Source organism: Mesorhizobium sp. 01N446 (assembly GCF_056399285.1).
Genome location: NZ_JBFTRA010000016.1, coordinates 35,830 through 58,988, shown reverse-complemented (window position 1 = coordinate 58,988; position 23,159 = coordinate 35,830). Strand labels below are relative to the sequence as shown.

Annotated in this window: 22 protein-coding genes and 1 pseudogene; 12 read left to right on the top strand and 11 right to left on the bottom strand. The window is 61.6% G+C overall.

What is annotated here, in order from left to right; translation table 11 throughout:
• Positions 1 to 7 precede the first annotated feature (7 nt).
• Entirely contained in the window at positions 8 to 349 is a 342-nt protein-coding gene (locus AC1DPX_RS33905) for a hypothetical protein (RefSeq protein ID WP_244730617.1), read from the bottom strand.
• 453 nt (positions 350 to 802) lie between these two features.
• Here AC1DPX_RS33905 and AC1DPX_RS33900 point away from each other — a divergent pair, with 453 nt between their 5' ends.
• Genes AC1DPX_RS33900 through AC1DPX_RS33890 form a run of 3 tightly spaced genes read left to right on the top strand, consistent with a single transcriptional unit; the run spans position 803 to position 4,650 of the window.
• Positions 803 to 1,678 carry an ABC transporter substrate-binding protein gene (locus AC1DPX_RS33900; protein ID WP_477242301.1) on the top strand — a complete coding sequence of 292 codons (876 nt, stop codon included), beginning with the start codon at positions 803 to 805 and terminating at the stop codon, positions 1,676 to 1,678.
• Positions 1,671 to 3,719 carry a Fe(3+)-hydroxamate ABC transporter permease FhuB gene (gene fhuB, locus AC1DPX_RS33895; protein ID WP_477242299.1) on the top strand — a complete coding sequence of 683 codons (2,049 nt, stop codon included), beginning with the start codon at positions 1,671 to 1,673 and terminating at the stop codon, positions 3,717 to 3,719. The genes AC1DPX_RS33900 and fhuB overlap by 8 nt, the downstream gene beginning before the upstream one ends.
• Positions 3,720 to 3,738: 19 nt before the next feature.
• A complete protein-coding gene (locus AC1DPX_RS33890; protein ID WP_477242297.1) occupies positions 3,739 to 4,650 on the top strand; it encodes an alpha/beta hydrolase in 912 nt (303 codons plus the stop codon).
• Positions 4,651 to 4,671: 21 nt separating this feature from the next.
• Here the strand turns inward: AC1DPX_RS33890 and AC1DPX_RS33885 are convergent, their stop codons facing one another.
• Complete coding sequence (locus AC1DPX_RS33885) at positions 4,672 to 5,091, bottom strand: hypothetical protein (RefSeq protein WP_477242295.1); 420 nt, start codon at positions 5,089 to 5,091, stop codon at positions 4,672 to 4,674.
• A gap of 283 nt (positions 5,092 to 5,374) precedes the next feature.
• Here AC1DPX_RS33885 and AC1DPX_RS33880 point away from each other — a divergent pair, with 283 nt between their 5' ends.
• A complete protein-coding gene (locus tag AC1DPX_RS33880) occupies positions 5,375 to 6,118 on the top strand; it encodes a hypothetical protein (protein ID WP_477242293.1) in 744 nt (247 codons plus the stop codon).
• Between the two features lie 72 nt (positions 6,119 to 6,190).
• Here the strand turns inward: AC1DPX_RS33880 and AC1DPX_RS33875 are convergent, their stop codons facing one another.
• The 4 genes from AC1DPX_RS33875 to AC1DPX_RS33860 all read right to left on the bottom strand — a co-directional run bounded on the left by AC1DPX_RS33875 (position 6,191) and on the right by AC1DPX_RS33860 (position 10,295).
• The gene (locus AC1DPX_RS33875; protein WP_477242291.1) at positions 6,191 to 6,631 is read right to left on the bottom strand and encodes a hypothetical protein; all 441 of its coding nucleotides are present in this window, start codon (positions 6,629 to 6,631) and stop codon (positions 6,191 to 6,193) included.
• Positions 6,632 to 6,737: 106 nt separating this feature from the next.
• On the bottom strand, positions 6,738 to 7,562 hold the full coding sequence (locus tag AC1DPX_RS33870) for an alpha/beta hydrolase (protein ID WP_477242289.1): 825 nt from the start codon (positions 7,560 to 7,562) through the stop codon (positions 6,738 to 6,740).
• Between the two features lie 2 nt (positions 7,563 to 7,564).
• Positions 7,565 to 9,052, bottom strand: a complete 1,488-nt coding sequence (locus tag AC1DPX_RS33865; RefSeq protein WP_477242287.1) for an NAD-dependent succinate-semialdehyde dehydrogenase — start codon at positions 9,050 to 9,052, stop codon at positions 7,565 to 7,567.
• Positions 9,053 to 9,068: 16 nt separating this feature from the next.
• Positions 9,069 to 10,295, bottom strand: coding sequence for an iron-containing alcohol dehydrogenase (locus AC1DPX_RS33860; protein WP_477242285.1), 1,227 nt, complete (start codon positions 10,293 to 10,295; stop codon positions 9,069 to 9,071).
• 201 nt (positions 10,296 to 10,496) lie between these two features.
• On the opposite strand from AC1DPX_RS33860, the gene AC1DPX_RS33855 reads away from it, so the two are divergent.
• From AC1DPX_RS33855 to AC1DPX_RS33835, 5 genes are all read left to right on the top strand, one after another.
• Entirely contained in the window at positions 10,497 to 11,198 is a 702-nt protein-coding gene (locus tag AC1DPX_RS33855; RefSeq protein ID WP_477242283.1) for a GntR family transcriptional regulator, read from the top strand.
• A gap of 11 nt (positions 11,199 to 11,209) precedes the next feature.
• Positions 11,210 to 12,805, top strand: coding sequence for a sugar ABC transporter ATP-binding protein (locus AC1DPX_RS33850; protein ID WP_477242281.1), 1,596 nt, complete (start codon positions 11,210 to 11,212; stop codon positions 12,803 to 12,805).
• Positions 12,793 to 13,791: an ABC transporter permease gene (locus AC1DPX_RS33845; protein WP_477242279.1), complete on the top strand. Its 999-nt coding sequence runs from the start codon at positions 12,793 to 12,795 to the stop codon at positions 13,789 to 13,791. The genes AC1DPX_RS33850 and AC1DPX_RS33845 overlap by 13 nt, the downstream gene beginning before the upstream one ends.
• 55 nt (positions 13,792 to 13,846) lie before the next feature.
• Complete coding sequence (locus AC1DPX_RS33840; RefSeq protein WP_477242277.1) at positions 13,847 to 14,797, top strand: substrate-binding domain-containing protein; 951 nt, start codon at positions 13,847 to 13,849, stop codon at positions 14,795 to 14,797.
• 74 nt (positions 14,798 to 14,871) lie between these two features.
• The gene (locus AC1DPX_RS33835; RefSeq protein ID WP_010913455.1) at positions 14,872 to 15,465 is read left to right on the top strand and encodes a DJ-1/PfpI family protein; all 594 of its coding nucleotides are present in this window, start codon (positions 14,872 to 14,874) and stop codon (positions 15,463 to 15,465) included.
• A gap of 128 nt (positions 15,466 to 15,593) precedes the next feature.
• On the opposite strand, the pseudogene AC1DPX_RS33830 reads toward AC1DPX_RS33835, so the two are convergent.
• From AC1DPX_RS33830 to AC1DPX_RS33815, 4 genes and pseudogenes are all read right to left on the bottom strand, one after another.
• Positions 15,594 to 15,749, bottom strand: a pseudogene (locus AC1DPX_RS33830) (phage integrase central domain-containing protein); the annotation flags it as partial.
• A gap of 361 nt (positions 15,750 to 16,110) precedes the next feature.
• Positions 16,111 to 16,749 carry a DUF3226 domain-containing protein gene (locus AC1DPX_RS33825; protein WP_477242275.1) on the bottom strand — a complete coding sequence of 213 codons (639 nt, stop codon included), beginning with the start codon at positions 16,747 to 16,749 and terminating at the stop codon, positions 16,111 to 16,113.
• A complete protein-coding gene (locus AC1DPX_RS33820; protein ID WP_477242273.1) occupies positions 16,749 to 17,813 on the bottom strand; it encodes an AAA family ATPase in 1,065 nt (354 codons plus the stop codon). Before AC1DPX_RS33820 ends, AC1DPX_RS33825 begins: the two co-directional genes overlap by 1 nt.
• Before the next feature lie 1,028 nt (positions 17,814 to 18,841).
• Complete coding sequence (locus AC1DPX_RS33815) at positions 18,842 to 19,468, bottom strand: KTSC domain-containing protein (RefSeq protein WP_477242271.1); 627 nt, start codon at positions 19,466 to 19,468, stop codon at positions 18,842 to 18,844.
• A 164-nt stretch (positions 19,469 to 19,632) separates the two neighbouring features.
• Between AC1DPX_RS33815 and AC1DPX_RS33810 the strand changes: the two genes are divergently transcribed.
• The 3 genes from AC1DPX_RS33810 to AC1DPX_RS33800 all read left to right on the top strand — a co-directional run bounded on the left by AC1DPX_RS33810 (position 19,633) and on the right by AC1DPX_RS33800 (position 21,544).
• Positions 19,633 to 20,052, top strand: coding sequence for a hypothetical protein (locus AC1DPX_RS33810; RefSeq protein ID WP_477242269.1), 420 nt, complete (start codon positions 19,633 to 19,635; stop codon positions 20,050 to 20,052).
• 293 nt (positions 20,053 to 20,345) lie between these two features.
• Positions 20,346 to 20,747, top strand: a complete 402-nt coding sequence (locus AC1DPX_RS33805) for a hypothetical protein (RefSeq protein ID WP_477242267.1) — start codon at positions 20,346 to 20,348, stop codon at positions 20,745 to 20,747.
• A gap of 161 nt (positions 20,748 to 20,908) precedes the next feature.
• Complete coding sequence (locus AC1DPX_RS33800; RefSeq protein WP_477242265.1) at positions 20,909 to 21,544, top strand: recombinase family protein; 636 nt, start codon at positions 20,909 to 20,911, stop codon at positions 21,542 to 21,544.
• A 179-nt stretch (positions 21,545 to 21,723) separates the two neighbouring features.
• Here AC1DPX_RS33800 and AC1DPX_RS33795 read toward each other — a convergent pair whose 3' ends face one another.
• On the bottom strand, positions 21,724 to 22,359 hold the full coding sequence (locus AC1DPX_RS33795) for a hypothetical protein (protein ID WP_477242263.1): 636 nt from the start codon (positions 22,357 to 22,359) through the stop codon (positions 21,724 to 21,726).
• Between the last annotated feature and the right edge of the window lie 800 nt (positions 22,360 to 23,159).

The following is a 23,159-nucleotide window of genomic DNA, read 5'->3' as shown; positions in this document are numbered from 1 at the left end:
AGGGCCGTCAGGTAATCAGCGTGACGGTTGATGCGATCAGCATCAAGGCGGCGATGCCGACGAACAGCGCGTAGATGCGAGGCCTGTCGAGCAGAAGCGCGTTTCCCGAGATCCAGGCCGAGGTAGCGCCGCCAAGCGCGAAGAGGAACCCGTTGCGATGACCGAAGGTCATCGACGCGGCCATCAGCCCGCCGATGATCAGGGCGCCGAACACGATGATCACGGCGACGGCGTATTTCTCGAAATCATTGTTGCCGATCCCTGGCCCTATCGCATTCAGATTGGGCAGGTCGTCCGGATCGAAAGGGTTCGCCGACCCGTATTCGTCTTGACCGATCGATTCTCGCATCACTCGTTCTCCGCAGACCGGCAACAAACCATCAACACTTGCCGAGTGCAACCCGATCGCACGCCCCTCACTGCGTCGGCCGTCATCTTCAACACCTTCCGGCGGCGCTTGTCACCGGTTTTTCGGCCACTGGCTCGAATGCAACACGCATCCGCGCCCGGATGGCGCGCTTCCATCCTATTCTATTTGGACCGTGTTCGCGGGCAAAAGATGATGCCGCCGATCAATCCAGCGCCAGCACGCCTTGCGGCTGCGGCGGGGAGTCGCAGCGCCAGACGTGGGCCAGCCGGATTGTTGACTCCCGCGTGCATCTTAAATGTTGACTATGAAAGTCATGTTTCATAGTCAACCCATATGGGCCGATCGAGGCCGGAGTCCGCAGACAGGCACGCCGAATTGGAAACAGATCATAAGACCTGTCTGGCAGAGCCGGCCAATCGCTTGGGCGGTTGGATGACGCGGCGCTACGCGCTGGCGCTGTTCGGGCTGCCTTTGGCCGCACTCATGCCACGAGCAGCCGGGGCGAAGCCGTTGCGCATCGTCTGCCTCGACGACGGGCTGGCGGAAACCTTGCTCATGCTCGGCGTCACGCCGGTCGCCGTCGCCGACCACGAGGTCTGGGAGAAGTGGGTGGTCGAGCCGAAGCTGCCGCCCGAGGTCGCCGATATCGGCACGATCCTGGAGCCCAATCTCGAATTCCTGCAGCAGCTTCGCCCCGACATCATCCTCTCCATCCCCTATCTCGACGGCATCAAGCCACTGCTCGAGCGCGTCGCGCCAGTGACGACGATCGGCATTTACATGCCGGACGGCCAGCCCTTTCGGCGCGCCGTCGAGGCGACCCGGCAGCTCGCGGCACTGGTCGGCAAGGAAAGCGAAGGCGAGGCGCTGATCGCCGCGACGGAAGGCTGTTTCTCCGATGTCAGGCAGAGGCTGGAGCGGCTTTCGGCGCGGCCGATCTACGTCGTCAGCTTCCTCGATCCGCGCAATGTGCGCGTCTATGGCGAGAAGAGCCTGTTCCAGGCGGTTTTCGACCGCATCGGCATCCGCAACGCCTGGACCGGCGAGACCAATTACTGGGGGTTTGCAACCGTCGGCATCGATGGCCTGGCGACATCAAGCGATGCCCGCCTTGCCTATCTCGAACCTCTGCCCGAAGGGGCGGGCGGCACGCTGACCGAAAGCCCCGTCTGGAACGCCATGTCTTTCGTGCGCAACCGCTCGATCATGCGTCTGCCCCCTGTACTGATGTTCGGCACGCTGCCTTCGGCGAGCCGTTTTGCCCGGCTGCTGGCCGAGGCGCTGACGGCGGAGCGCGCCGGTGGCTGAGCAGCAAGCAAGCCTGTCCGACGACGCCAGCCTCGCCTCCGATCGTCGGTCGACGGCTCGCCTATCAGACAGATATCCCCTGGGCGCGATCCTGCTTTGCGCCGTGCTTGTCGGCGTGGCAGCCGCCGCGACGCTCTCCAACATATCAGTGCAATTGCCGCCGGCGCTCTGGCTCGACGCGCTTGCAAGCCCTGATATCGACGATATGCGGCAGGTGCTCGTCCACTACGCCTTCCTGCCCAGACTTGCGATCAGCCTTCTCTGCGGCGCCGCCCTCGGTCTGGCCGGGACGGTGTTGCAGCAGGTCCTGCGCAACCCGCTCGCTTCGCCCGAAACCGTCGGCGTCTCGGCCGGCGCCTATCTGGCGCTGGCGCTGGCGACGCTGCTTGCGCCGTCGCTGCTTGCCTTCGGCCGCGAATGGGTGGCGCTTGCCGGCGCTTTCACCGCCCTCGCCGCGGTCTTCGCGCTGTCCTGGCACAAGGGCCTGTCGCCGCTTTCGGTGGTGCTCGCCGGGCTTGTCGTCAGCCTCTATGCCGGCGCCATTGGCGCCGCCCTGGTGGTGCTGCGGCATGAATGGCTGGCCAGCCTGTTCATCTGGGGCGCCGGTTCGCTCGGCCAGCAGGACTGGTCGACGACACTGTGGCTCCTGCCGCGCCTGGGCGCCGCCGCGCTGCTGATCGGCCTGATGGTGCGGCCGCTGACCTTGCTCGGCCTCGACGATGAAGGCGCGCGCAGCCTCGGCGTCCCGCTCGGCGCCTATCGCTTCGCCGGACTGGCGGCAGCGGTCGCGCTGATTGCCTTTGTCGTCGCCGCCGTCGGCGTCATCGGTTTCGTCGGCCTTGCCGCCGCGACACTCGCGCGCATCGGCGGCGCCCGCCGGCTTGGCCAGCAACTGGTGATGGCGCCGCTCATCGGCGGCGCCTTGCTGTGGGCCGCCGACCAGGGCGTGCAGATTGCGACCGGGCCGCAAGGCGACCTGCTGCCGACCGGCGCGATGACAGCGCTTCTCGGCGTGCCGCTGCTGCTGTGGCTGCTGCCGCGTCTTTCGCTCGGCCTGGAAACGCCGGCATTCGGGTCGCATCACCTGCCGCGCACCCGCCACTCCGCCCTCGTGCTGGCGGTGATCGGCGGCCTCCTGCTTCTGCTCGTCGGGCTTGCCCTGCTCTATGCACCGGGGCCGCATGGCTGGACGTTCGCATCCGGCGACCAGCTGCAGCCCCTGTTGTCCTGGCGGCTGCCTCGCGTATGTGCCGCACTTGCCGCAGGCGCCATGCTGGCGCTGGCCGGCTTGATGATGCAGCGACTGACCGGCAATCCGATGGCCAGCCCCGAAGTGCTCGGCATCAGCGCCGGTGCCGCGCTCGGCATGATGGTGGCGCTGTTTTCGCTGTCCGATGCCAGCCGTCCCGCGCAGACTGCAGCCGCCACCATCGGCGCTTTCGCCGCTTTGCTGGTGACGCTGGCCATCGGCAGGCGCGCCGCCTATGCGCCGGAACGGCTGCTGCTTGCCGGCGTCGCCCTGACCGCCCTGTTCGACGCGCTGATCCTGGTGCTCACCGCCACGGGCGACCCGCGCGCCATGCTTCTGCTCAACTGGCTCACCGGCTCGACCTATGGCGTTGACGCGGGCTCGGCGTTTTTCACCTCCTCGATCGCCTTTTGCCTGTTCCTGATCGCCCCGCTCTTCATCCGCTGGCTGGACATGCTGCCGCTCGGATCCGCCGCGGTGCAAAGCCTCGGCCTCAACCTCAGGTTAACGCGGCTCCTTGTGCTTTTGATGGTTGCAGCGCTCACCGCGGCCTCGACGCTCGTGGTCGGGCCGCTGACCTTCATCGGCCTGATGGCGCCGCACCTTGCGCGCCGCCTCGGCCTGTCGCGCGCGCTGCCGCAAGCCATCGGCGCGGTGCTTGCCGGCGCACTGATCATGGTCTGCGCCGACTGGATCGGCCGTACCGCCATCTTCCCGCGCCAGATCGCGGCCGGCATCGTCGCCACGCTGATCGGCGGCCCGGTGCTGATGTGGCTGTTGAGCCGCCGCTGATTTTGACCCGGAGATCGTCATGACCGATGCAACGAAGGCGTCTCCCGCCTTGATCGCGGACACCACCGTCCACGATCTTCTGCCCCGCGCGGGCAGAGACCCCTGGCGGGTCTTCATCCACGTGCCGTCCGGACCGGCGCCCGAGGCCGGCTGGCCGGTGCTCTACATGACCGATGGCAACGCCATCATCGGCACAGCGGTCGACGCCATGCGCGCGCAGGCCTTCTATCCCTCGGGCACCAATGTCGGCTGGGGCGTCATCGTCGCCATCGGCTATCCCGTCGAGGGCGCCTATGACCCGCTGCGGCGCTCCTGGGACCTTGGCCCGCCGCCCGGCAAGACCTATCCGCCCTTTTATGAGGGCACTCCGGAAGTCGGGACCGGCGGGGCAGGGCAGTTCCTGGCCTTCATCGAGGATGAGCTGAAGCCCTGGGTCGCCAGCCGGACCAGGATCGATCCAAGCCGCCAGGCGCTCTGCGGCCATTCCTTCGGCGGCTTGTTCGCACTCTACGCTTTGTTCACACGCCCGCTTTCGTTCCGAACCTTCATCGCGGCCAGCCCCGCGATCTATTGGGAGGACCGTGCCATCGACCGCTTTCTCGAGGCTTTAGAGGCGGCCGTCCCCCATGGCCTGACCGCGGATGTGATCCTGTCGGCCGGCGAGTACGAGACCGAGAAGCTGGCGCCGTTTCAGGTAGGCGCGGAGGACGAGGAGAAACGCCTGCAGCAGAAGAAGCTGACACGCACTGACGAATTCGCGCGGGCGATGGCCGAGCGCCTCGATGCGCTGCCTGGGCTGCGCGCCAGCTTCGAGTTGCATGCCGGCGAAAACCACATGTCGATCCTGCCGGTGACGGTCAACCGTGCGGTGCAGGCGGCGTTCGCGGTGAAGGAAAGGAATACCGCCCTTGCTGAACGCCTGCCTCGGTAAGATGGTAGACACCGCGCGCCGTCATTCCTGTGAAGGGGGGGCGCTCAATCGACGATAGGGGACGCCATCGAAGCTTGCCGTCACAAAATCCGTGACGGACATCTTGCGCTTGCGCCCGTCGCTGCAGGCGTAAACCGGCCAACCGGCGTCGCTGCATTCGCTGGCAGCGCAGATACGCGCCAGGCAGTTACCGATGGTCAATCGGAAGCCGCCCTTGCCGGCGAAGCCTTGCAACAAGCTGCCGTCCGCAGAGCGCCATGTCCGCGCACGGAACTCCGCCCGCAAAAGCGATGGTTCGAGAGAGACCGCAAGATTGGTTTCGCCGGGACGCCCTGTGAACTGCAGACGGAAGCGCGCCATTGCAGTCGTGTATGCAGTCACAACATCCGATTCGCGAAAATAGGCGATCGGCAGGCTGGAGCGGTCAAGCAGATGAGACATGCGCTCGCTTGCCTCAACCGGCGTTGGCAAGACGACTAAGGCAAGAAAGGCAAAGCAAGCTCGCGACATTTTCCAGCAGCCATATCGGTCTCGGCCTGCCGGTTTGGTCCCGGTTGCCCGTCCCGTAACATTCCGCCAATCGTTGCCCTGCGCAAGCCGCTTGCTGGGGCAGTCGAAAGGGCGGCTCTGGATGTCAGTTGGTACCCGTCAAAGTCGGTAGACTTCTCCGAGTTCGCCAGCTAGCTAATCGATATCGAAAGGGCCGGCTCAAGGATCGTCGAAAGTGAAAATCAGATACGTCGCCGGCATAAGCTGGCCACGCAGCGGCCATCACCTGATGCATCGGCTCGCCCTGAGCTATTTCGGCAACGATTTCAATTATTGCCTGTTCTACCGCACCGACAATCCCGATTGTTGCCGCACCTTCCCGTGCATCCGGCCGGGGGTCCACTTCTCGAAGAACCACGATTTCGATCTATCGGGTCGGATCCTGCCGGACGTTCCTTATCTGGTCCAGCATCGGTCGTTCATGCCGGGAACGGTCTCGGACTTTGAACTGTATCTCCTCGACGGCGGCGCCGACACCAAGGAAAGCTTCAAGGAATTCGTGCTTATCCGAACCGATGGATGGGCTGCCTTCATGGCAAAATGGGTGGACAGCCGGGTTAAATTCGAGCGTCTGCTGGTGGGATACGAGGATTTTGTGTCCGACCCGCAAGGGACCATGAAGAGGGTCATCCCGTTCTTTGCGCCGGGAGAGAAACCGGATGAAGAGCGTGTGGCGCGCATCGTGAAGAACGAAACGCACGTCGTCGTCACGAAACAAGGCGGCGAGGAGTGGATATCGAATGCCGGCGTCAAGGCGTTCCGAAAGGTCGAGGCCTTTCGGTTCTATGACGCTGGATTGTTCCGGGACCTGGAGTCCATCGCGCAAGAGAAGCGCCGCGGGATTGCGAAAGAGGTCGCCCGAAGTCCTTCGGGTGGCCGCTTCAGGCTGCCGCTGATGAATGCCATATTCGGGCGCTAGAACGTTTCACCGTGTCATGGAAACGGCGAAGAGCTCCAACTCTCTGCGCAGGTCAGCAAGCTATCCATCGTTCTATGCGGCACGAGCCGGCGGCAGTTCGAACAGGTTGGCGCCATTCTCCCGGCCGTGCTCGACATAGCCGATAATGCCGAACCATCGGGCGACGTCGGGCCCCTGCAGCCAGCTGCGCGAGTGGATGGGAAGATTGCCCGCAAGCGCCTGGATATGTCTGATATGCCGCTTGCAGAAGCGCACGGTCGAGGCGCGGAAGAAGTCCTCCTGGGCAGCGAACAGCGTATCGGCGGCGTCGCTGTTCTCATGCCAGGCGATGATCGCCACGGCCTTCTCGCCCTCGACCAGCGCGTGCGCCCGGCCTTCCTTCAGGTTCATCATCAGATTGTCGTAGGCGATCTTGCTGTCCTTGCCGGCCGCCGCGTACTCCTCCGACATCCGCTTGGACAGGCCATGAAAGACGTCCTCGAGATCCCCGAGCGTTGCTGCGCGTGCTCTCATTTCACCTCCTGCAGCCCCGGCAGGGAGTTTGCCCTAAGGGTGGGGGATCACCAAGCAAATCGAATCCGCTGAATGGCCAATGAGAGCAAAGCTGTTTCGCTGTGCGCTAGGCGAGGGTTGCTTCAATCGTCTGCATCAGGCAGTCGCCAGCCTGTGTGCCGATGATGCCCAGATCCCGCAAGCTGTTCATGTGGTTCCGGTCATTCAGGCGGAGATCGCGCACACTGTGCCCCCGGGCGCGCAGGAGCGCTCCGAAGTCGGCCGCTTGCTGGTGGAAGGGCGGCGTTTCCTGGTCCCCGACGAGAATGGTCACTGCCGTCTTGGGGTCGTGCAAGCGGGTCATTGGCGTGAAGGCGGCAGTCTCCTCGTCGGTGATGCCGATCAGCGGCTCAAGGAAGGATTTCTGCAGGGGCTTCAGGTCGTAGAGGCCGCCCAGCAGCAGCGCCGCTCGGACGCATGATGGCATTGGCGCCTTTTCGAAGAGGAATGTGGTCAGGTGCGCACCGGCCGAATGGCCGCTGACGCTTATCCGGCCGGGATCGCCGCCATGGTCGACGACGTTGTCCAGCACCCATTGTTTGGCGCGCCGGACCTGTTCCACGATCGCCGCCATCCTGACCTCGGGCATCAGCGCATAATCGACGATGACCGCGATCGCACCGGCTTTGGTGACTGTCTCCGCCACATAGGAATGGTCGCTCCTTGAAAACATGCGCCAGTAGCCGCCGTGTATGAAAATATGAACCGGCAGATCCTTGCGCCCGCCCGGCGGAAAGAACAGGTCGAGCCTCTCGGCCGCGCTGTTGCCATAGGCGACATCAGCCACCATGGGCAGCGTCGCCCGGGTGGCAGCGCTGCGCGCCACGATATCGGCCACGATGTCGTCGAAGTCGGCGACGTGGTCGCGGGTGCGGAAGGGATCTTTCTGCATGATCAGAAGGTCACGGCGATATACTTCGCCTCCATGAACTCGGCGATGCCGTGATGCTGGCCGCCCTCTCGACCCAGGCCGCTCTGCTTGACGCCGCCGAAGGGTGCCGCGGGGTCCGACATCAGCCCCCGGTTGAGGCCGATCATGCCGGCCTCGATCCTCGATGCCACACGCAATCCCCGGCCTACATCGCGCGTATAGATGTAGGCGGCAAGGCCGTATTCCGTGTTGTTGGCGTGCATGATGGCTTCGGCCTCGGTCTCGAATCGCGTGATGGGCGCTACCGGCCCGAAAATCTCCTCATGCGCCATGTCGGCGTCGGGCGAAACCTGCGACAGGACCGTCGGCGGGTAAAAGAAGCCTTCCTCCTCCGGGATCGAGCCGCCGCAAAGCACCTTGGCTCCCCGGCCCACGGCGTCCTTGACCAGGCGGTCGATCTTGTCGACCGCCTTTCTGGTGATCATCGGTCCGCACTCGGTATCCGCGCTCATGCCTGGTCCGACCTTGAGAGCTGCCATGCGCTTGCGAAGGCCGTCGGCGAATGCGTCATGGATGCCCGACTGAACATAGATGCGATTGGCGGCCGTACAGGCCTCGCCGGCATTGCGCATCTTTGCGATCATGGCGCCGTCGAGCGCGGCATCGAGGTCGGCATCATCGAAAACGACGAAGGGTGCATTGCCGCCGAGCTCCATCGAGCAGGAGACCACATGCTTGGCGGCTTCGCCAAGCAGGCTTCGTCCGACGCCTGTCGAACCGGTGAAGGAAAGCTTCCTGACGCGCGGATCGGCCAGCATGGCCGATGTCAGCGGACCGGGACTGGTCGTGGTGAGCACGTTGACGACGCCCGCCGGGACGCCGGCCTCGTTGTAGAGCGCGGCCAGCGCATAGGCCGTCAGCGGTGTTTCGCTGGCCGGCTTCAGGATCACCGTGCAACCGGCGGCCAATGCCGGCGCGATCTTTCGTGTCGCCATCGCGGCAGGAAAATTCCAGGGCGTGATCAGCACGCAGATGCCGATCGGCTCATAGTCGACCACGATGCGGTTGGCGCCGGACGGCGCGGTGCCGAACTCGCCGGTGATGCGAACCGCTTCTTCCGCGTTCCAGCGGAAGAACTCGGCGGCGTACGCAACCTCGCCGCGCGCGTCGCGCAGAGCCTTGCCGTTCTCCAGCGAGATCAGCATGGCAAGCGTTTCCGATCGTTCGACCATGAGTTCGAAACAGCGCCTGAGGATTTCCGAGCGCTTGCGTGGCGCCGTCTCCCGCCATGCCGTCGCCGCCTTGCCAGCCGCATCGACGGCGGCCAAGGCATCCTCGAGCGTCGCGTCCGGGACCGCTGCAATCACAGACCCCGACGAGGGATCGACGACGTCAATGACCCGGCCATCGGAAGATGGTCGCCATCTGCCGTCGATGTAAAGTCCGTGCGAGAAGCCGCGAACGTCATAGCCGTCCTGGTCGATCCGCAGCGCATTGGGAGGAAGGTTCATTGTCTTGTTCCGTGGATCACATGGCGCAGGCTTCGAGGTCGCCGTCATGGGCTGCCTGAACCAGGCGTCGCATGGCGACGAGATCGAAGGAGCGGGGGTTGTTCTTGATCAGGCGGTCGATGCCGAGCGCCTGATCGGCGGTCCAGTCGAGCTTCTCGGCGGGAAGGCCGAGATCGGCCAGCGTCGGCGTGATGCCGATCGCCGTGAATAACCGCCGGATTTCCTTGATGGTGGCGTCCGCCATCTCCTCGACGCTCCGTCCCTTGGCCTCGAGGCCAAGCGCCCCGCCGATCTCGGCCATTTCGGCGGCGACCACGCGGGTGTTATAGGTCATGACGTAAGGCATCATCGTCGCCACGCCCAATCCGTGCGCGGTGTGGGTGAGGGCGCCGGCCGGGTATTGCACGGCATGCGCCGCCGCCGTTCCGGCGGTACCGAACGCGCAGCCCGCCGCCAGCGCGCCCATCATCACATCGGCGCGCGCATCGGCATCGGTGCCGTCGGCGCAGGCTTTCTCCAGGCTGCGGCCCAGCAGTTTCATGGCCAGCAGGGCGAAATGGTCTGTCAGCGCCGTCTTGCCGATGAAGACATGCTGTTGCGGCAGGCTTGGATCTTCACCGCGCTGTTTCGCGGTGAAGGCCTCGATCGCATGGGTCAAGGCATCGGCGCCGGCTATCGCGGTCAGGGCAGGGGGGCAGGTCATCGTCAGTTCCGGGTCGCACAAAGCAACCGCCGCGATCAGATAGGGGCTCGATATGCCGACCTTGAGCGTCCGGTCGGGATCGGAGATCACCGCGACGGGCGTCACCTCGGAGCCTGTACCCGCCGTGGTGGGCACCGCGATCAGCGGCAACGTCGGGCCGGGCACCTTGAACTCCCCATAATAGTCCTGGAGTTTGCCGCCATGGCTGAGCAGCAAGCCGGCACATTTGGCGAAGTCGAGGCAACTGCCGCCGCCGATGCCGATCACCATCTCGGGCCGGAATTTCCTGGCCTCGTCGACGCAAATGCCGACACTGTCGCGCGGCACGTCGGGAAGCACGCGGTCATGCACCAGCACCTCGATCGAGGCGTCCTCGAGCGATTTGACGATTTCCGCGAACACGGCCGTGCCGGCGAAACGCTCGTCGGTACAGACCAGGGCGCGCCGGCCGAACCTGCCGGCGACTGTCGGCAGCGCATGGCGCTGGCCTTTCCCGAAAAGGATTTCACGCGGAAGCCGGAGGGCGGCGAAGAGGCTCATGATGATCTTTTGTCCTTTGACGGCGGCTAAACTGGAAGGGTTGTGGCGACGGATCCGCCATCTGTCCGCAACGGCGTCTGGACGCCCTGCGGCACCCATGTAACGGGCCGGAAAACATATCCGCTTTAAAATCGTATAGGATATAGGATTGCATCCGCTGGAGCATCATGTTAGCAGTCCACACTGTCAAGAGGTAAAAAGATGCAGATCGCGAACCCGACCGACACGACCGAAACCACCGCCCTCGGCGGTCGCATCCAGCGCTCCAACAGCCTGGTCGAGGATGTCTACGAAGCGATCTTCGCACAGTTGATGGCGCTGAAGATCGCGCCGGGTTCGCGCATCACCGTCGACAGCCTGGTCAAGGAATTCAACGTCTCGCACACCCCGATCCGCGAGGCGCTCGGCCGCCTCAAAGGCGAAGGCCTTGTGCTCAAGACGCACCTGATCGGCTATCGCGCGGCACCGCAAATCACGCGGCGCCGCTTCGACGAATTGTACGAGATGCGCCTTCTGCTTGAGCCGCATGCCGCGGCGAAAGCCGCCGCTGCCATGGACGAAGCCAAGCTCAACATCTTGCTGGAAGCGGCCGGCGTGATGTCACGGCGCGAAGGCAAGGACGAGCGCCTGCGTTATTCGAATTTCGCCCGGCAGGACGCGATCTTCCACGACAAGATCATGGAGTTTTCCGAAAACGAACTCATCCGGCAGACGTTGAGCCACCAGCACACCCACTTCCATATCTTTCGCTTGATGTATCATGCCCGCGTGACCGAGGAGGCGCTCGACGAACACGAGGCGATCCTCGCCGCGTTCGGCGCCGCCGATCCCGATGCCGCCCAAAAGGCGATGCGCATCCATATCGAGCATTCGCGCGATCGCTTGCTTCCGGCCTTCGATTGAGATCGGAACTGATGTCCATTGCCGCCAACATCGCCGGAGAGGGAGGAGGCACGTTGCCTTTTGGTGGCGTGCCGGGCGCCGTCGAACCGGTGCTGCGGGCCGAGCGCCTGTCGAAACAATACGGCCCGGTGACGGTGCTGTCGGATGTCGTGCTCGACGTCTTGCCCGGCGAGATCCACGCCATCATCGGCGAGAACGGCGCCGGCAAGTCGACATTGATGCGGCTGCTGTCCGGCTATATCGAGCCTACGGCCGGCACCTTGTCGATGAATGGCCAGCCGGTGAGGTTCACCAAGCCCAGCCAGGCACAGGATGCCGGCATCGCGCTGGTGCATCAGGAAATCCTGCTCGCCGAGGCGCTGACGGTGGCGGACAATCTGTTTCTCGGGCGCGAGCTTTCGCGCGGCCCCTTCGTGGATGACCGGACGATGCGGCGTCAGGCGGCCGAGAAGCTGGCGGGGATCGGCTGCTTCGTATCGCCGACGGCACTGGTGCGCGACATCTCGCTGGCCGACCGGCAGATGGTGCAGATCGCCCGCGCGTTGCTCGACGACTTCAAGCTGGTGATCTTCGACGAACCGACCGCCGTGCTGACCGGCGGCGAAGTCGAGCGGCTGCTGGAAATTGTCCTGCAGCTGAAGGCTCACGGCACCGCCGTGCTCTATATCAGCCACAGGCTGGACGAGGTGCAGCGTGTTGCCGACAAGGTGACCGTGCTGCGCGACGGCAAGATGGTCGGCACCTATCCAGGCAAGACCCTCAATCAGATGGACATGGCGCGCCTGATGGTCGGCCGCGAACTGGCCGCGCTCTATCCTGAAAGGCGGGTGGCGCCGTCGGATGTGCCGATGCTGAGCGTCAGGAACGCCACCGTTGCCGGCTATGCCCAGAACGTATCGTTCACGGTTCACAAGGGCGAGATCCTCGGCTTTGCCGGCATGGTTGGCGCCGGCCGGACCGAACTGTTCGAGGGCATCACCGGACTGCGTCCGGCAACCGCGACGGTCGAGCTCGAGGGCAAGCCGGTCCACTTCCATTCGCAGCGCGCCGCGATCGACGCCGGCGTCGGCTACCTGACCGAGGACCGCAAGGGCAAGGGACTGCTGCTGCAGGAGCGCCTGGCGCCCAATCTGACGCTGTCCGCACTGGATGTGTTCCATCCCGGCCTTTGGATGGGCCGCCACCGCGAAACGGAGGCCTTGGAAAAGGCCGTCGAGACCTACGACATCAGGGTGAAGAGCCCGGGCGCCAAGGCGGTCCAGCTCTCGGGCGGCAACCAGCAGAAACTGCTGCTGGCCAAGGTTCTTTTGACCAACCCGTCGGTGGTTATCATCGACGAGCCGACGCGCGGCATCGACATCGCCAACAAGGCGCAGATCTACGCCTTCATCCATGGCCTGGTCGCCAAGGGCAAGGCCTGCATCGTCATCTCATCGGAGATGCAGGAGCTGATCGGCATCTGCGATCGCATCCTGGTGATGCGTGAGGGCCACGTCACCGGTGAGGTCAGTGGCGCCGAAATGACTGAAAGCAATGTGGCGCTGCTGGCGACCAGTGGCCCCAAGCCGAGGCGAGAAGCCGAGGGAGGAACAGAATGGCTGTCATGACCGGATCCCCATCCGCACGCCGGATCAGCGATCTGAACCTCACCTGGACCGATGTCGGGCCCTTCCTGGCATTGGCTGCCCTGCTCGTGGCGGGCTTCCTTGTCAATCCGGACTTTCTCTCGGCCACCAACCTTGCCAATGTGATCACCCGCAGCGCCTTCATCGCGATCATCGCGGTCGGTGCGACATTCGTGATCTCATCGGGAGGGCTCGACCTTTCCGTCGGCTCGATGGCCGCTTTCGTCACCGGCATCACCATCATGTTCATGAACGCGGTGGCGCCGCATGCCGGCCTCTGGGCGATTCCCGCCGGGATGGTCGTGGCCATCCTGGTCGGCCTGCTGTGCGGGCTGGCCAACGGGCTGATCGTGACAGTGGGGCGGATAGAACCGTTCATCGCGACGCTCGGCACGATGGGGATTTTCCGGGCGCTGATCACCTATCTGACCGACGGCGGCACGATACCGATCGACCGGTCGCTGCGCGAAGCCTACCGGCCTGTCTATTTCGGCACGGTCGCCGGCATTCCGATCCCGATCCTGATTTCCGTCGCGGTTGCCGCCGTCGCATCCTTCATCCTCTACAAGATGAAGTACGGGCGCAAATGCGCGGCGGTGGGCGCCAATGAGGATGTCGCGCGCTATTCCGGCATCTCGGTCATCAAGACCCGCACCATTGCCTATATCGTCCAGGGCGCCTGCGTGGCGATCGCCGCGATCTGCTACGTACCGCGCCTGGGCGCCGCCACGCCGACAACCGGACAGCTCTGGGAATTGCAGGTGATCACCGCCGTGGTGATCGGCGGCACCGCATTGCGGGGCGGCAAGGGTCATGTGTGGGGAACGGTCGCCGGCGCGGTCATCCTGGAGCTGATCGCCAACCTCATGGTGCTGTCGGACTTCGTTTCCGAATACCTCGTTGCCGCCGTTCAGGGCGTCATCATCATCATCGCCATGCTCATCCAGCGGTTTTCCAATTCGAAATAGCCCCGTGTCCGGACCACACGGGAGCCGGTTTTTGCAGGTCCAATGGGAGAAGAGAATGTTGAGTAGAAAATGGATCGCGGCTGCCGCCCTTGGCTCGCTGCTCCTGGCCGGACAGGCCATGGCGCAAGACAAGAAGGTCGTCGCGGTGTCGATACCGGCGGCGGACCATGGCTGGACCGCGGGCGTCGTATACCACGCCCAGCAGGCCGCCAAGGAAATCAATGCGGCTTTCCCGGACGTGGAAGTGGTCGTCAAGACGTCGCCGTCGGCAGCCGAACAGGTGAGCGCACTCGAGGATCTGTCCGCCAGCCGCAAGCTGGATGCCCTGGTCATTCTGCCCTACAGCTCGGAGGAACTCACCCAGCCGGTCAAGGCCATCAAGGGTGCGGGGACCTTCATCACCGTCGTTGACCGGGGCCTGACGGACTCCTCGATCCAGGACCTCTATCTCGCCGGCGACAACATCGCGGTGGGCGCCAATACCGCCAAGTTCATGATCGACAAGCTGGGCGGCAAGGGCGACCTCGTCGTGCTGCGCGGCATTCCGACCGTCATCGATGACGAGCGCATCAAAGGCTTCCAGGACACGATCAAGGGCACCGGACTGAAGGTGCTGGACATTCAGTATGCCCACTGGAACAGCGACGAGGCCTTCAAGCTGATGCAGGACTATTTGGCCAAATATCCGCATATCGATGCGGTGTGGGCCAATGACGACGACATGCTGCTTGGCGTGCTGGAGGCCGTGAAGCAGTCGGGCCGGACCGACATCAAACTGGCGCTTGGCGGCAACGGCATGAAGGACATCGTGAAGAAGGTGATCGACGGCGACGCGATGACACCGGTCGAGACGCCGTACCCGCCGTCGATGATCAAGACGGCGATCTACATGACCGTCGCCAACCTGATCGGCCAGGCACCCGTCCGCGGCACTGTCAAGCTCGACGCGCCGCTGATCACCCAGGCCAATGCCAAGGAATACTATTTCCCGGACTCGCCGTTCTGACCCTGTCCCATTTCACGCAACCGCAAGGCGCGAACCGCGCCTTGCCCAGCCCAAAACATTGAGGAGGAAGAGCCATGCCAGGCAAGAAAATACTGATGCTGACCGGTGAGTTCACCGAGGAATACGAGATCTTCGTCTACCAGCAGGCGATGGAGGCCGTGGGCCACACGGTTCACGTCGTGTGCCCGGACAAGAACGCCGGAGACCTGATCAAGACCTCGCTGCACGATTTCGAGGGCGACCAGACCTACACTGAAAAGCTCGGCCACTACGCGCTGATCAACAAGACGTTCTCGGAAGCCGAAAGACAGCTCGACCAGTATCATGCCGTCTACTGCGCGGGCGGCCGCGGGCCGGAATACATTCGGACCGACAAGCGCGTGCAGGCGATCGTGCGCCATTTCCACGAAACCAAGAAGCCGATCTTCACGATCTGCCACGGCGTCCAGATTCTGATCGCGGTCGACGGTGTCGTCCGTGGCAAGAAGGTTGGTGCTCTCGCGGCTTGCGAACCGGAGGTGACGCTTGCCGGCGGCACTTACATCGACCTGTCTCCCACCGATGCCTATGTGGACGGGACGATGGTGTCCGCCAAGGGCTGGACAGCACTTGCCGCGTTCATCCGCGAATGCCTGAAGGTGCTGGGAACCGAGATCCGCCACGCGTGACGCCAAAATGGCTGGCGCGCACCAGCGCGCCAGCCATTGGCAAGAGAAAGAGCATAGCGCATTCCCTCGGGAACTGCGTCAAAACAAAGAGTTGGGGCAGGTTTCCGTGAAACGGTGAACGGCTCCAGGTCGGTAACGGCCGCACGGGGCGTGACCCTTGGTCTGGCAAGTGCGCCTCTCAGCGCCAAAGTCGGATCCGCGGCGGCTCGTGCGGTCGCGACCGCATAGCGAAAGACGCAGCCGATCGTCGAGCGCGGTCGTCTCGCCGATTCAGATCGGCCGCGCGCGCCCCTTCTACAGCTCGTCACACCAATCGAATGTACGCGCATAGCGATCGTGAGGTCGCAAACGCCGCTGTGGAGGAGCCCAGTCTGGGCATTGTCGCTGCCGCAGTGGATGCTGTGAGAAGTATGGGAAAGGAATGGTGCCCAGAGGCGGCTTAGTGGATCAAAATCGAACCGCAAGCGAAAGCCTGATTTCTCTCTGATTTACAGGCACTTAGCCCGAACCGACGTTGCGACCAAATTCCGCTGTTGTGGACCTCTTGCGGTGCCAATGTGTACCGCAAGCAACAAAATACCCTACGAAGGCTTAGTAAGCAATGATGCAGAGAACTCAAATCTCGCTGGGGACGACGGAAGCCTTTTAGGCAACCATCGCCGTCACAAAATTCTTCACGTCGATGAGCGATTGGTGGTCGCTGTCGAAAACGCCCTCGCTGAATGCGTGCCCGACGCCCCGTGTTTCCGTATCGACACAGGCCAGATAGATGAACGCCTGTCGCTTGTACTTACGGTCGAACGGGCCATAGTCAGCGTCCATCCCATCGAAGTAGGCGACCACGCGCTGTGCCTTATCCGTAGCTTCCACGGTGCTTAGACACACTAATTCAAGATCACCTTGCACCAGAGCGTTCGGTAGAAGGAATACACCGACAGTAAGAGGTCCTACCGCCTGGAAAGCACCGTGCCCTGGGCTAGGAAACCCGATGGACTGCAACGCGGCGTGGATGCTGTTTATTTTTGCGGCAGGATCGGCATCAGCGTCTTGGACAATCCCGATCTTTGTTATCCGTCCTTCAATAAATGGTCTAGACTTTGCGAGCAAAGCAAGCTCCCTTTCAAGACCTCCGGTGCCGCCCGTGTAAATAATGCCAATTTGGCTTGGGTCGGCCGCCGCATCAGTCAGAAGCTTGTCGAAGAAATGCGCGTCATCTTGGCCCTCGACAACCAACAGTTTTGGACGGTCGTTTCTCCCTTTTGGGCCATCGAAATAAATCGGCACTACCTCACCTCCCAGTCGGAAGCGAGGGCGTCTGTGAGTTCGGCGTGAAGGTATGTCGTTGCCGTCATAACACCCGACACTCGATCAAGCCTCATATATTGCAAATCTTTAGTCGACCCGTTGTCCACCAAAGCAAGGGCCATCGCTTCGATTGCTTCCTTCGAGTGGGTCGCAGCAAATATCTGACAATTCATTTCTTTGGCCAGCTTGAAAAGCTCCTTCCAAATGAGGCGCAGTTTGGTGAAGTGGATGGCTGCGTCCAGCTCATCAATCATCAATGCGCCGTTCTCACACTCCATGATCGCCAAGCCCGTATTGACGATGGCGGTTGCCCCGTCTCCAAGGAACGACAACGGAAGGAGGAGCTCATTCGGAGCGACCTCTGCAAAGAGAGTAGAGGTTTCACCCGTTTTAAGCAGTGACAGGTCGGTGACGTTCGGCGCAATCACGTGGGCTAGAGCCAGTAGTCGCTTCTTACGGTGCTTTGATACCGCTTGCGTAAATCGATCGGCCATGTCGTTTGGAAGATCTAGCGTGCGCCGTGAAAATAGCACAGCTCTCGGGAACTCTACTATCGCCCTCCCTGGATTGTCGGCCCTTACCATAGCCTCATTGGCTGACGTACCAGTCACATGTAACGTGATAGCCGGATTGCCATCTATAGAAGTTACTACAGTCAAGCCCATGTTGGTCGACGTACTTGGGCCACTTGGACCCATGGGTACTGTTGAGGGAGGGACGGGCTGCGGCTCGTATGTTATTTCGAGCTGGACAGAACCTTTTCGAGTGTCAGATTTTATTGTTATTGGCTTCGATAAATCTGCGCCCGAAAACATGATGTTCGCTTGTTGAGAAGTGGACATCGTCAACTGCCGCCACATAAATGGCCGAAAGGTAACCATTGGGTTGTTACCGTCAATGAGAGCAAATAAGCTCTCCAGAAGCGTTGTTTTGCCGGAGCCGTTTAGCCCGCCAATTATATTTATGTAGCGAAATTTTTTTACCTTCAGCCCATCAAGGCCGCGAAATCGATCAATGCTAATATTATTGAAGAGTGGGGTCATTTTCTGGGCCGATCTAACGCAGGAAATAGGAATTTCTTCGCACATTCGGAGGTTAAGAACAACTGGCCCGCTGCTGTGTCATCTCCGTCTTTCACAAAGCCCGCGATTGGCGGCCCGCAGGAAAGTCTGAAGGATACCTTTGAGCCTGCGCTTCAGTTTGCCCTCAAGAAGGCAGCAACAGAGCGCCTAAAAATTTCGCAAAAATCCGAGGGGTCGAACTCGACAGTTGATGAAACGCGGTCCCCCCCCGGCGGGGTCGCGCCGCAGGCCGTGCTATCAGCCCACGCTCGCCCACCAATAGGCCGCCGTTCGTGCACCGGTTGCGGCTGGAGTAGCTTCGGCGTGTCGGCTGGTGTTGCACACCGGGCGGGCTAAACGCCTCTCCAGCCACTCACCCACGCAAGCCCCAGAAGTCCTATTTGTCAGGCACAACGAACCTTTCCGTTTGACAACCGCCGTCTCTTGGCCTTGCCAACGGTCGCTTCAAACAAGGCGAGTGCCAAGGTGGACGGAAAGCTAGGATCGGCTCAACAGCCATGCTCTGTGGTAAGCACAAGAGGCTTCGGCGGTGCCCTCTTTGACCTGAAGTTGGGCGGTCTCCGCAGCAAACTCCGATGCCATTGAGCGCACCTTTTGAAGGGTGACTTTCAGTCGTTTGGCGGCCAGATCGAGCGCCGCTCGGCGGACAATGTCGGTCTGTGACCTCTCGTGTGGGGATAGTGTGCAAGAGGCCAATTTAACACTCATGTCCACTGCGATTGTGAACGGTTTTTCGTTCATTGCTCGCCGGAGCAAATCCATTTCGGTTGCTGCCGCCGAAACCGTTACGAAGCCAAAGCATAAAGGGATTAAAGTCCCCAACAAAACTCTAACCATTGTTTCCTTTCTCTCGCGGAATATGCCTTTGCGCCACGCCTATTAATGCGCTGGTGCCGTGGCAAACCTAGCCAACATACTGGACAACAAAATGTGTTTTAGGAGGTAATCCATAACGGCCGCATTCTGGCCCTTCTCGCCTACGTTTTGTGTCAGCCAGGAAAGCAAGCAAATTTGCCACGAATGCGGGCGCTATAGAATTTTCCAAGTGACGTGGCTTTTAGGAGACCTTCCAGCGTTGGTTGGTCGACATTGCAGTACTGATACCATTTCAACTTCAGCTGAAGCAGCAGGATCTGGGTCGAGAAGCGAGTGTCTTGGAAGCAAAGCCGCTTGATCAAACTGCTTTCATCGGAAGTAGGAAGGCAGGTAAAATTTGAGAGGTCGACAGCCCCGACGTGCGTGACCTCGACAACTTCTTTGGAGGTGGCGTTGCGCTCGATATGCGAGCTATCTACCAGCAGCGGATCTTCCCCTATCGTAACTACGGCAAGGACCGACCCCTTTCCGTCGGTGAACAGAAACTTACACTGCCCAAGTCCTGTGCCCGCACAGTCGTCCGTTTCCGGGTAAGTCGCACATACGTCCGGGCGGCCTATGCATTGCCCCTTCGGGACGCTGGCGAGCTTCCATCCCCGGCTTAGCAGCGTTTGCCGGGCTTCTGGGTAAGTCATCCCGTTCACCAGATTTCCGTCTAAGTCGCTAGCGACGGCTGACCCTCCCGCAGCACAGCTTGCAAGCGCGAGAACGATAAGGGCGCAGATTATCTTCAATTTCATGGCCTTCTGAATTGCGTCTGATGAGGGTGCTATCCGAAAGCCCGCCCTTATATCGAGCTAGGGGGAGCGACAAGTGGGGACGTGGCCTTTCTTAGCTCGCTGATCTCGCCCCGCTGCTGGTGTGGACGTTCATGCCGCTACATGGACTACAGAGATCCAGCTACTTGACGCCAATCACCGCAGCATTGATGTATTTTTCGACGGGTACGGGGCAAAAAATGTTCAACGGGCTTTTAGCAATTCTGATGTTCTTGGCAGCAGTTTCCGCTGCGCATGCAGAGGACGAGGCATCTTTCGGGTCGGGAGTGATGGCATCGAAGTGCTCCCGCCTTGTCGGAGGGATGGATGATAATGTGTCCGTGGGACACCATCCGCTTGCTTTCGCAATGTTGAGTTGGGCCGAAGGCTATATCACCGCGACCAACATCGAGTTGATTGGGAAGGGCGAGCAGGGCTTCGACCTTAATAGCCTTACGGAAACCGAGCTTTGGGCATCGCTGTACGGGTTCTGCAAGAGAAATCCGGATGAACGTGGCGTCGCGGCGGTCATCGATACCATGGGAAAGCTCAAGAGAAGCCCTTGATGCGGAAAGCGTATCCGGCGAGGGGTCGAACCGAACAGTTGAAGTGGTGCGACACCCCCGTGGAGGTATTGAGCCTACTGTCCTTGGAGATGGATTTGGAAAAGCGAAGTGCTCAAGCGTTGCTGGCCCACCTTAAGCTTACGGCCCCCGTACTTCAGGGTTTGGGTGCTGTGGTTGCCATTAGCGCGACATTGGAGTTTTGGGCAGAGCGGGCAGTCTGGACCCTTCACAGTCTCTCACCTGCGGGTACCCGACCGAGCACCGACGCGAAGGACATTAGTACGGTAATCTCGATGGTCCGAGCGGGTGCACCAAATTCTGGAGAGCAGCTGTCTCATCTCATTGAACTGTGGTGCGCGGTGGCGCAAACGGCAATAAAATGCCGAAACAGTTTGGTGCACGGGCTTCCACATATCCCGTATGAGGGTGGCGTTGTCTTTGGTGCCAACCTGCTGTGGGACGATGTGGAGCGTAAGCGGCCCTACTCACATTTCCACGCCGATGAACGCACATTGAAGATGCTGGCGGATGCGCTAACGGTTCTGGTGCATGTAGCTGCTTATGTTGCCGAGCGACCGCCCGCTAAGAACCCGGATTTCGTGGTTAAAGAAATGAGCAGATCGCTGACATCGATGAGGTCGGTAGTTGATGAATTGGTGGACCTGACGGCGGCCGCGAACCACGAGAAGTACTAGGTTGCCGCTTGTGACGCAACGAGCGGGTCGATGTGTGTCCATTAGGGTATAGCCCAGCGTACAGCTATCGCGTTGTCCGAAAGAGTGTCCGTTAGGGTTGACGCGGTCCAACGGACAAGTTAGTCAGCGTACATCACGCTAACGGACACCAAGGAAGCGCCATGTCCAAGACCATTCTCTATGCCCGCGTCTCCACCGTTGACCAGACGCTCGACCACCAACGGACCCATGCGGAGGCCGCCGGGTTCACCATTGACGATGTAGTGGCCGACCACGGGGTCTCCGGAGTGAGCACCACGCTTGCCGAGCGCCCCGAGGGTCGCAGGCTTCGGGACATGCTGCGCCGGGGGGATACGCTTGTGGTGCGTTGGGTGGACCGGCTGGGCCGCAACTATCAGGACGTTTGCGACACCATTCGGGAGCTGATGCGGAAGGGCGTGGTGGTCCGGACCGTCATCAACAACATGACCTTCGACGGGGCAACGAAAGACCCGATGCAGCAAGCCGTGAGGGACGCGCTCATAGCCTTCATGGCGGCAACCGCACAAGCGCAGGCCGAGGCCACGAAAGAGGCCCAGCGGGCAGGAATAGAGGCGGCTCGGGCGCAGGAGGATCGCTATCGGGGCCGCAAGCCCAGCTATGACGGGGCCGCGCTGCGGGCCGTCACTGACATGCTTGCGCAGGGGCAAGGGACGTCCGCCGTTGCTAAGGCGTCAGGGCTCACGCGCCAGACAGTGCTGCGGATAAAGGAAGACCCTGGGGCGGCCGAGAAGGCACTTGCTGCTTGGGGCATGTAGGGGGAGCGCAGAGATGGCCTACACGTTGGCAATGACCTTCATCGCCCTTTACGGCATGTGCGGGGCAGTGGCGGTCATCAGGAAGATCACCGGACGCTAAGAGGTCTTCACACCAGACTGTTACCGTCCGCTCAACGCGAGATGGCGTGGAGACGCACTTCGCACGCCCCGGCGGGCCGCTACGCCCGCCTCTTGGACAGAGCGATGATCCGCAGGGCCTCTTGAACATCCTCCGGGTTTGCGACCTGAAAACGCGTGTAGCCGGGCCGGTCAATCTTCAGTTCGAGTTTGGAAGGGCCGAAGCGTTCGGGCAGCCCCCTTACAGTAATCGAGAGACCCTGGACGCGGGGCTGCACAATCACATACCAGAAATTGTCCGGCACGTTGCTGAAGTTCAACCTCTTCCCCCTCTTCAGATCACCAGAGGAGACTGCCCGCACGCCACGCAACACCAGCTCGGCGGTCTTCATAGGATCGCCGGTGAGGACTGTCTTGGCCACCCGGAGGAATTCGTTATCTCCCGGGCCAAAGGAGATGCTCTCCTGTGAACCGGCACCGGTACCTCCCGTCGAGTTTTGCGCGACGATCAGCAGGCGATCAGATGTGCCCAAGTTCAGCACGGTCGTCCTAGCCGCGTCAAAGCGGACGCTTTTGGCGCTGCCATCGAACACGGGCTCTTCGACGCCCAGAATGCTTATCGTCCCCTTTGACGCTTTTGGCTCGCCAAGCATCTGTAGCGTGTGAGGGGGAGTGCTCGCGGACCAAATGCCGTCAGCAAGCGGTTTGGCGTTCTCTATCAGCATGAAAATCGACACAGCCGTCTCCTTTAAGATGCGCTGGCTAGCGCAAAACCAGATCAACATGAGAGCATATAGGCCCGGCGCCTCCTTCTGCCAAGGGGCAAAGGGCGGCCGTCAGCAACTTTTTTCGGGCACACTTCGGGCACAAGAGCCCGCCAACGCCTTGTGCTGCAAGGCTCCGCACCAGATTAGGGTTCTGATGTTACCTATCTTCTTGAAATAACTGCGTTATTGTCGTTGACGCCGTGTCCGAAGTGCACCATATTGGGTCCACGCATACCCGAGTGGTGGGCTAGACCCGACCACTGAACCCCGAAGTCCAACCCGCTCAAGCGGCCCCCGGCCCAAGAGCCCCAATCCAAACCAGTTTGGCTGTACTGCGAACAGCCCGGTCGATTGCAGCCATGCCTGACGTGCCCTCACGGGCCGACAGCGGGACCGTAACGGGGCAAGACGATGATCCCCGGCCGAACCCATAGTCATGGAAGCGGGCTACGCATTCGGGACCGGCACCCTGCCGGACATGTGAGCACCGCATTTGCCGCCAATCCGGATTAGCCTCCGGAGCGGGAGCGGAACCAAGAGGGGAACACCCTCAAGGTGGAACCGTGAACCGGGCAGGTCAGGACGACACCCGGCGGCGACCGGACACCATCAAATCATGGTCGGGGAAACTCGGCCTTTTTCAAATCATCCGTCCCTCTGTGCTTAGGGGCGGATACAAATATTAGGAGAAATGAATGCGAACATGCCGCGCTGCAAATTGCGGCGCACCTACATCCTCCCGCTTCAGCCCGCACTGTCGGCGCCACAAG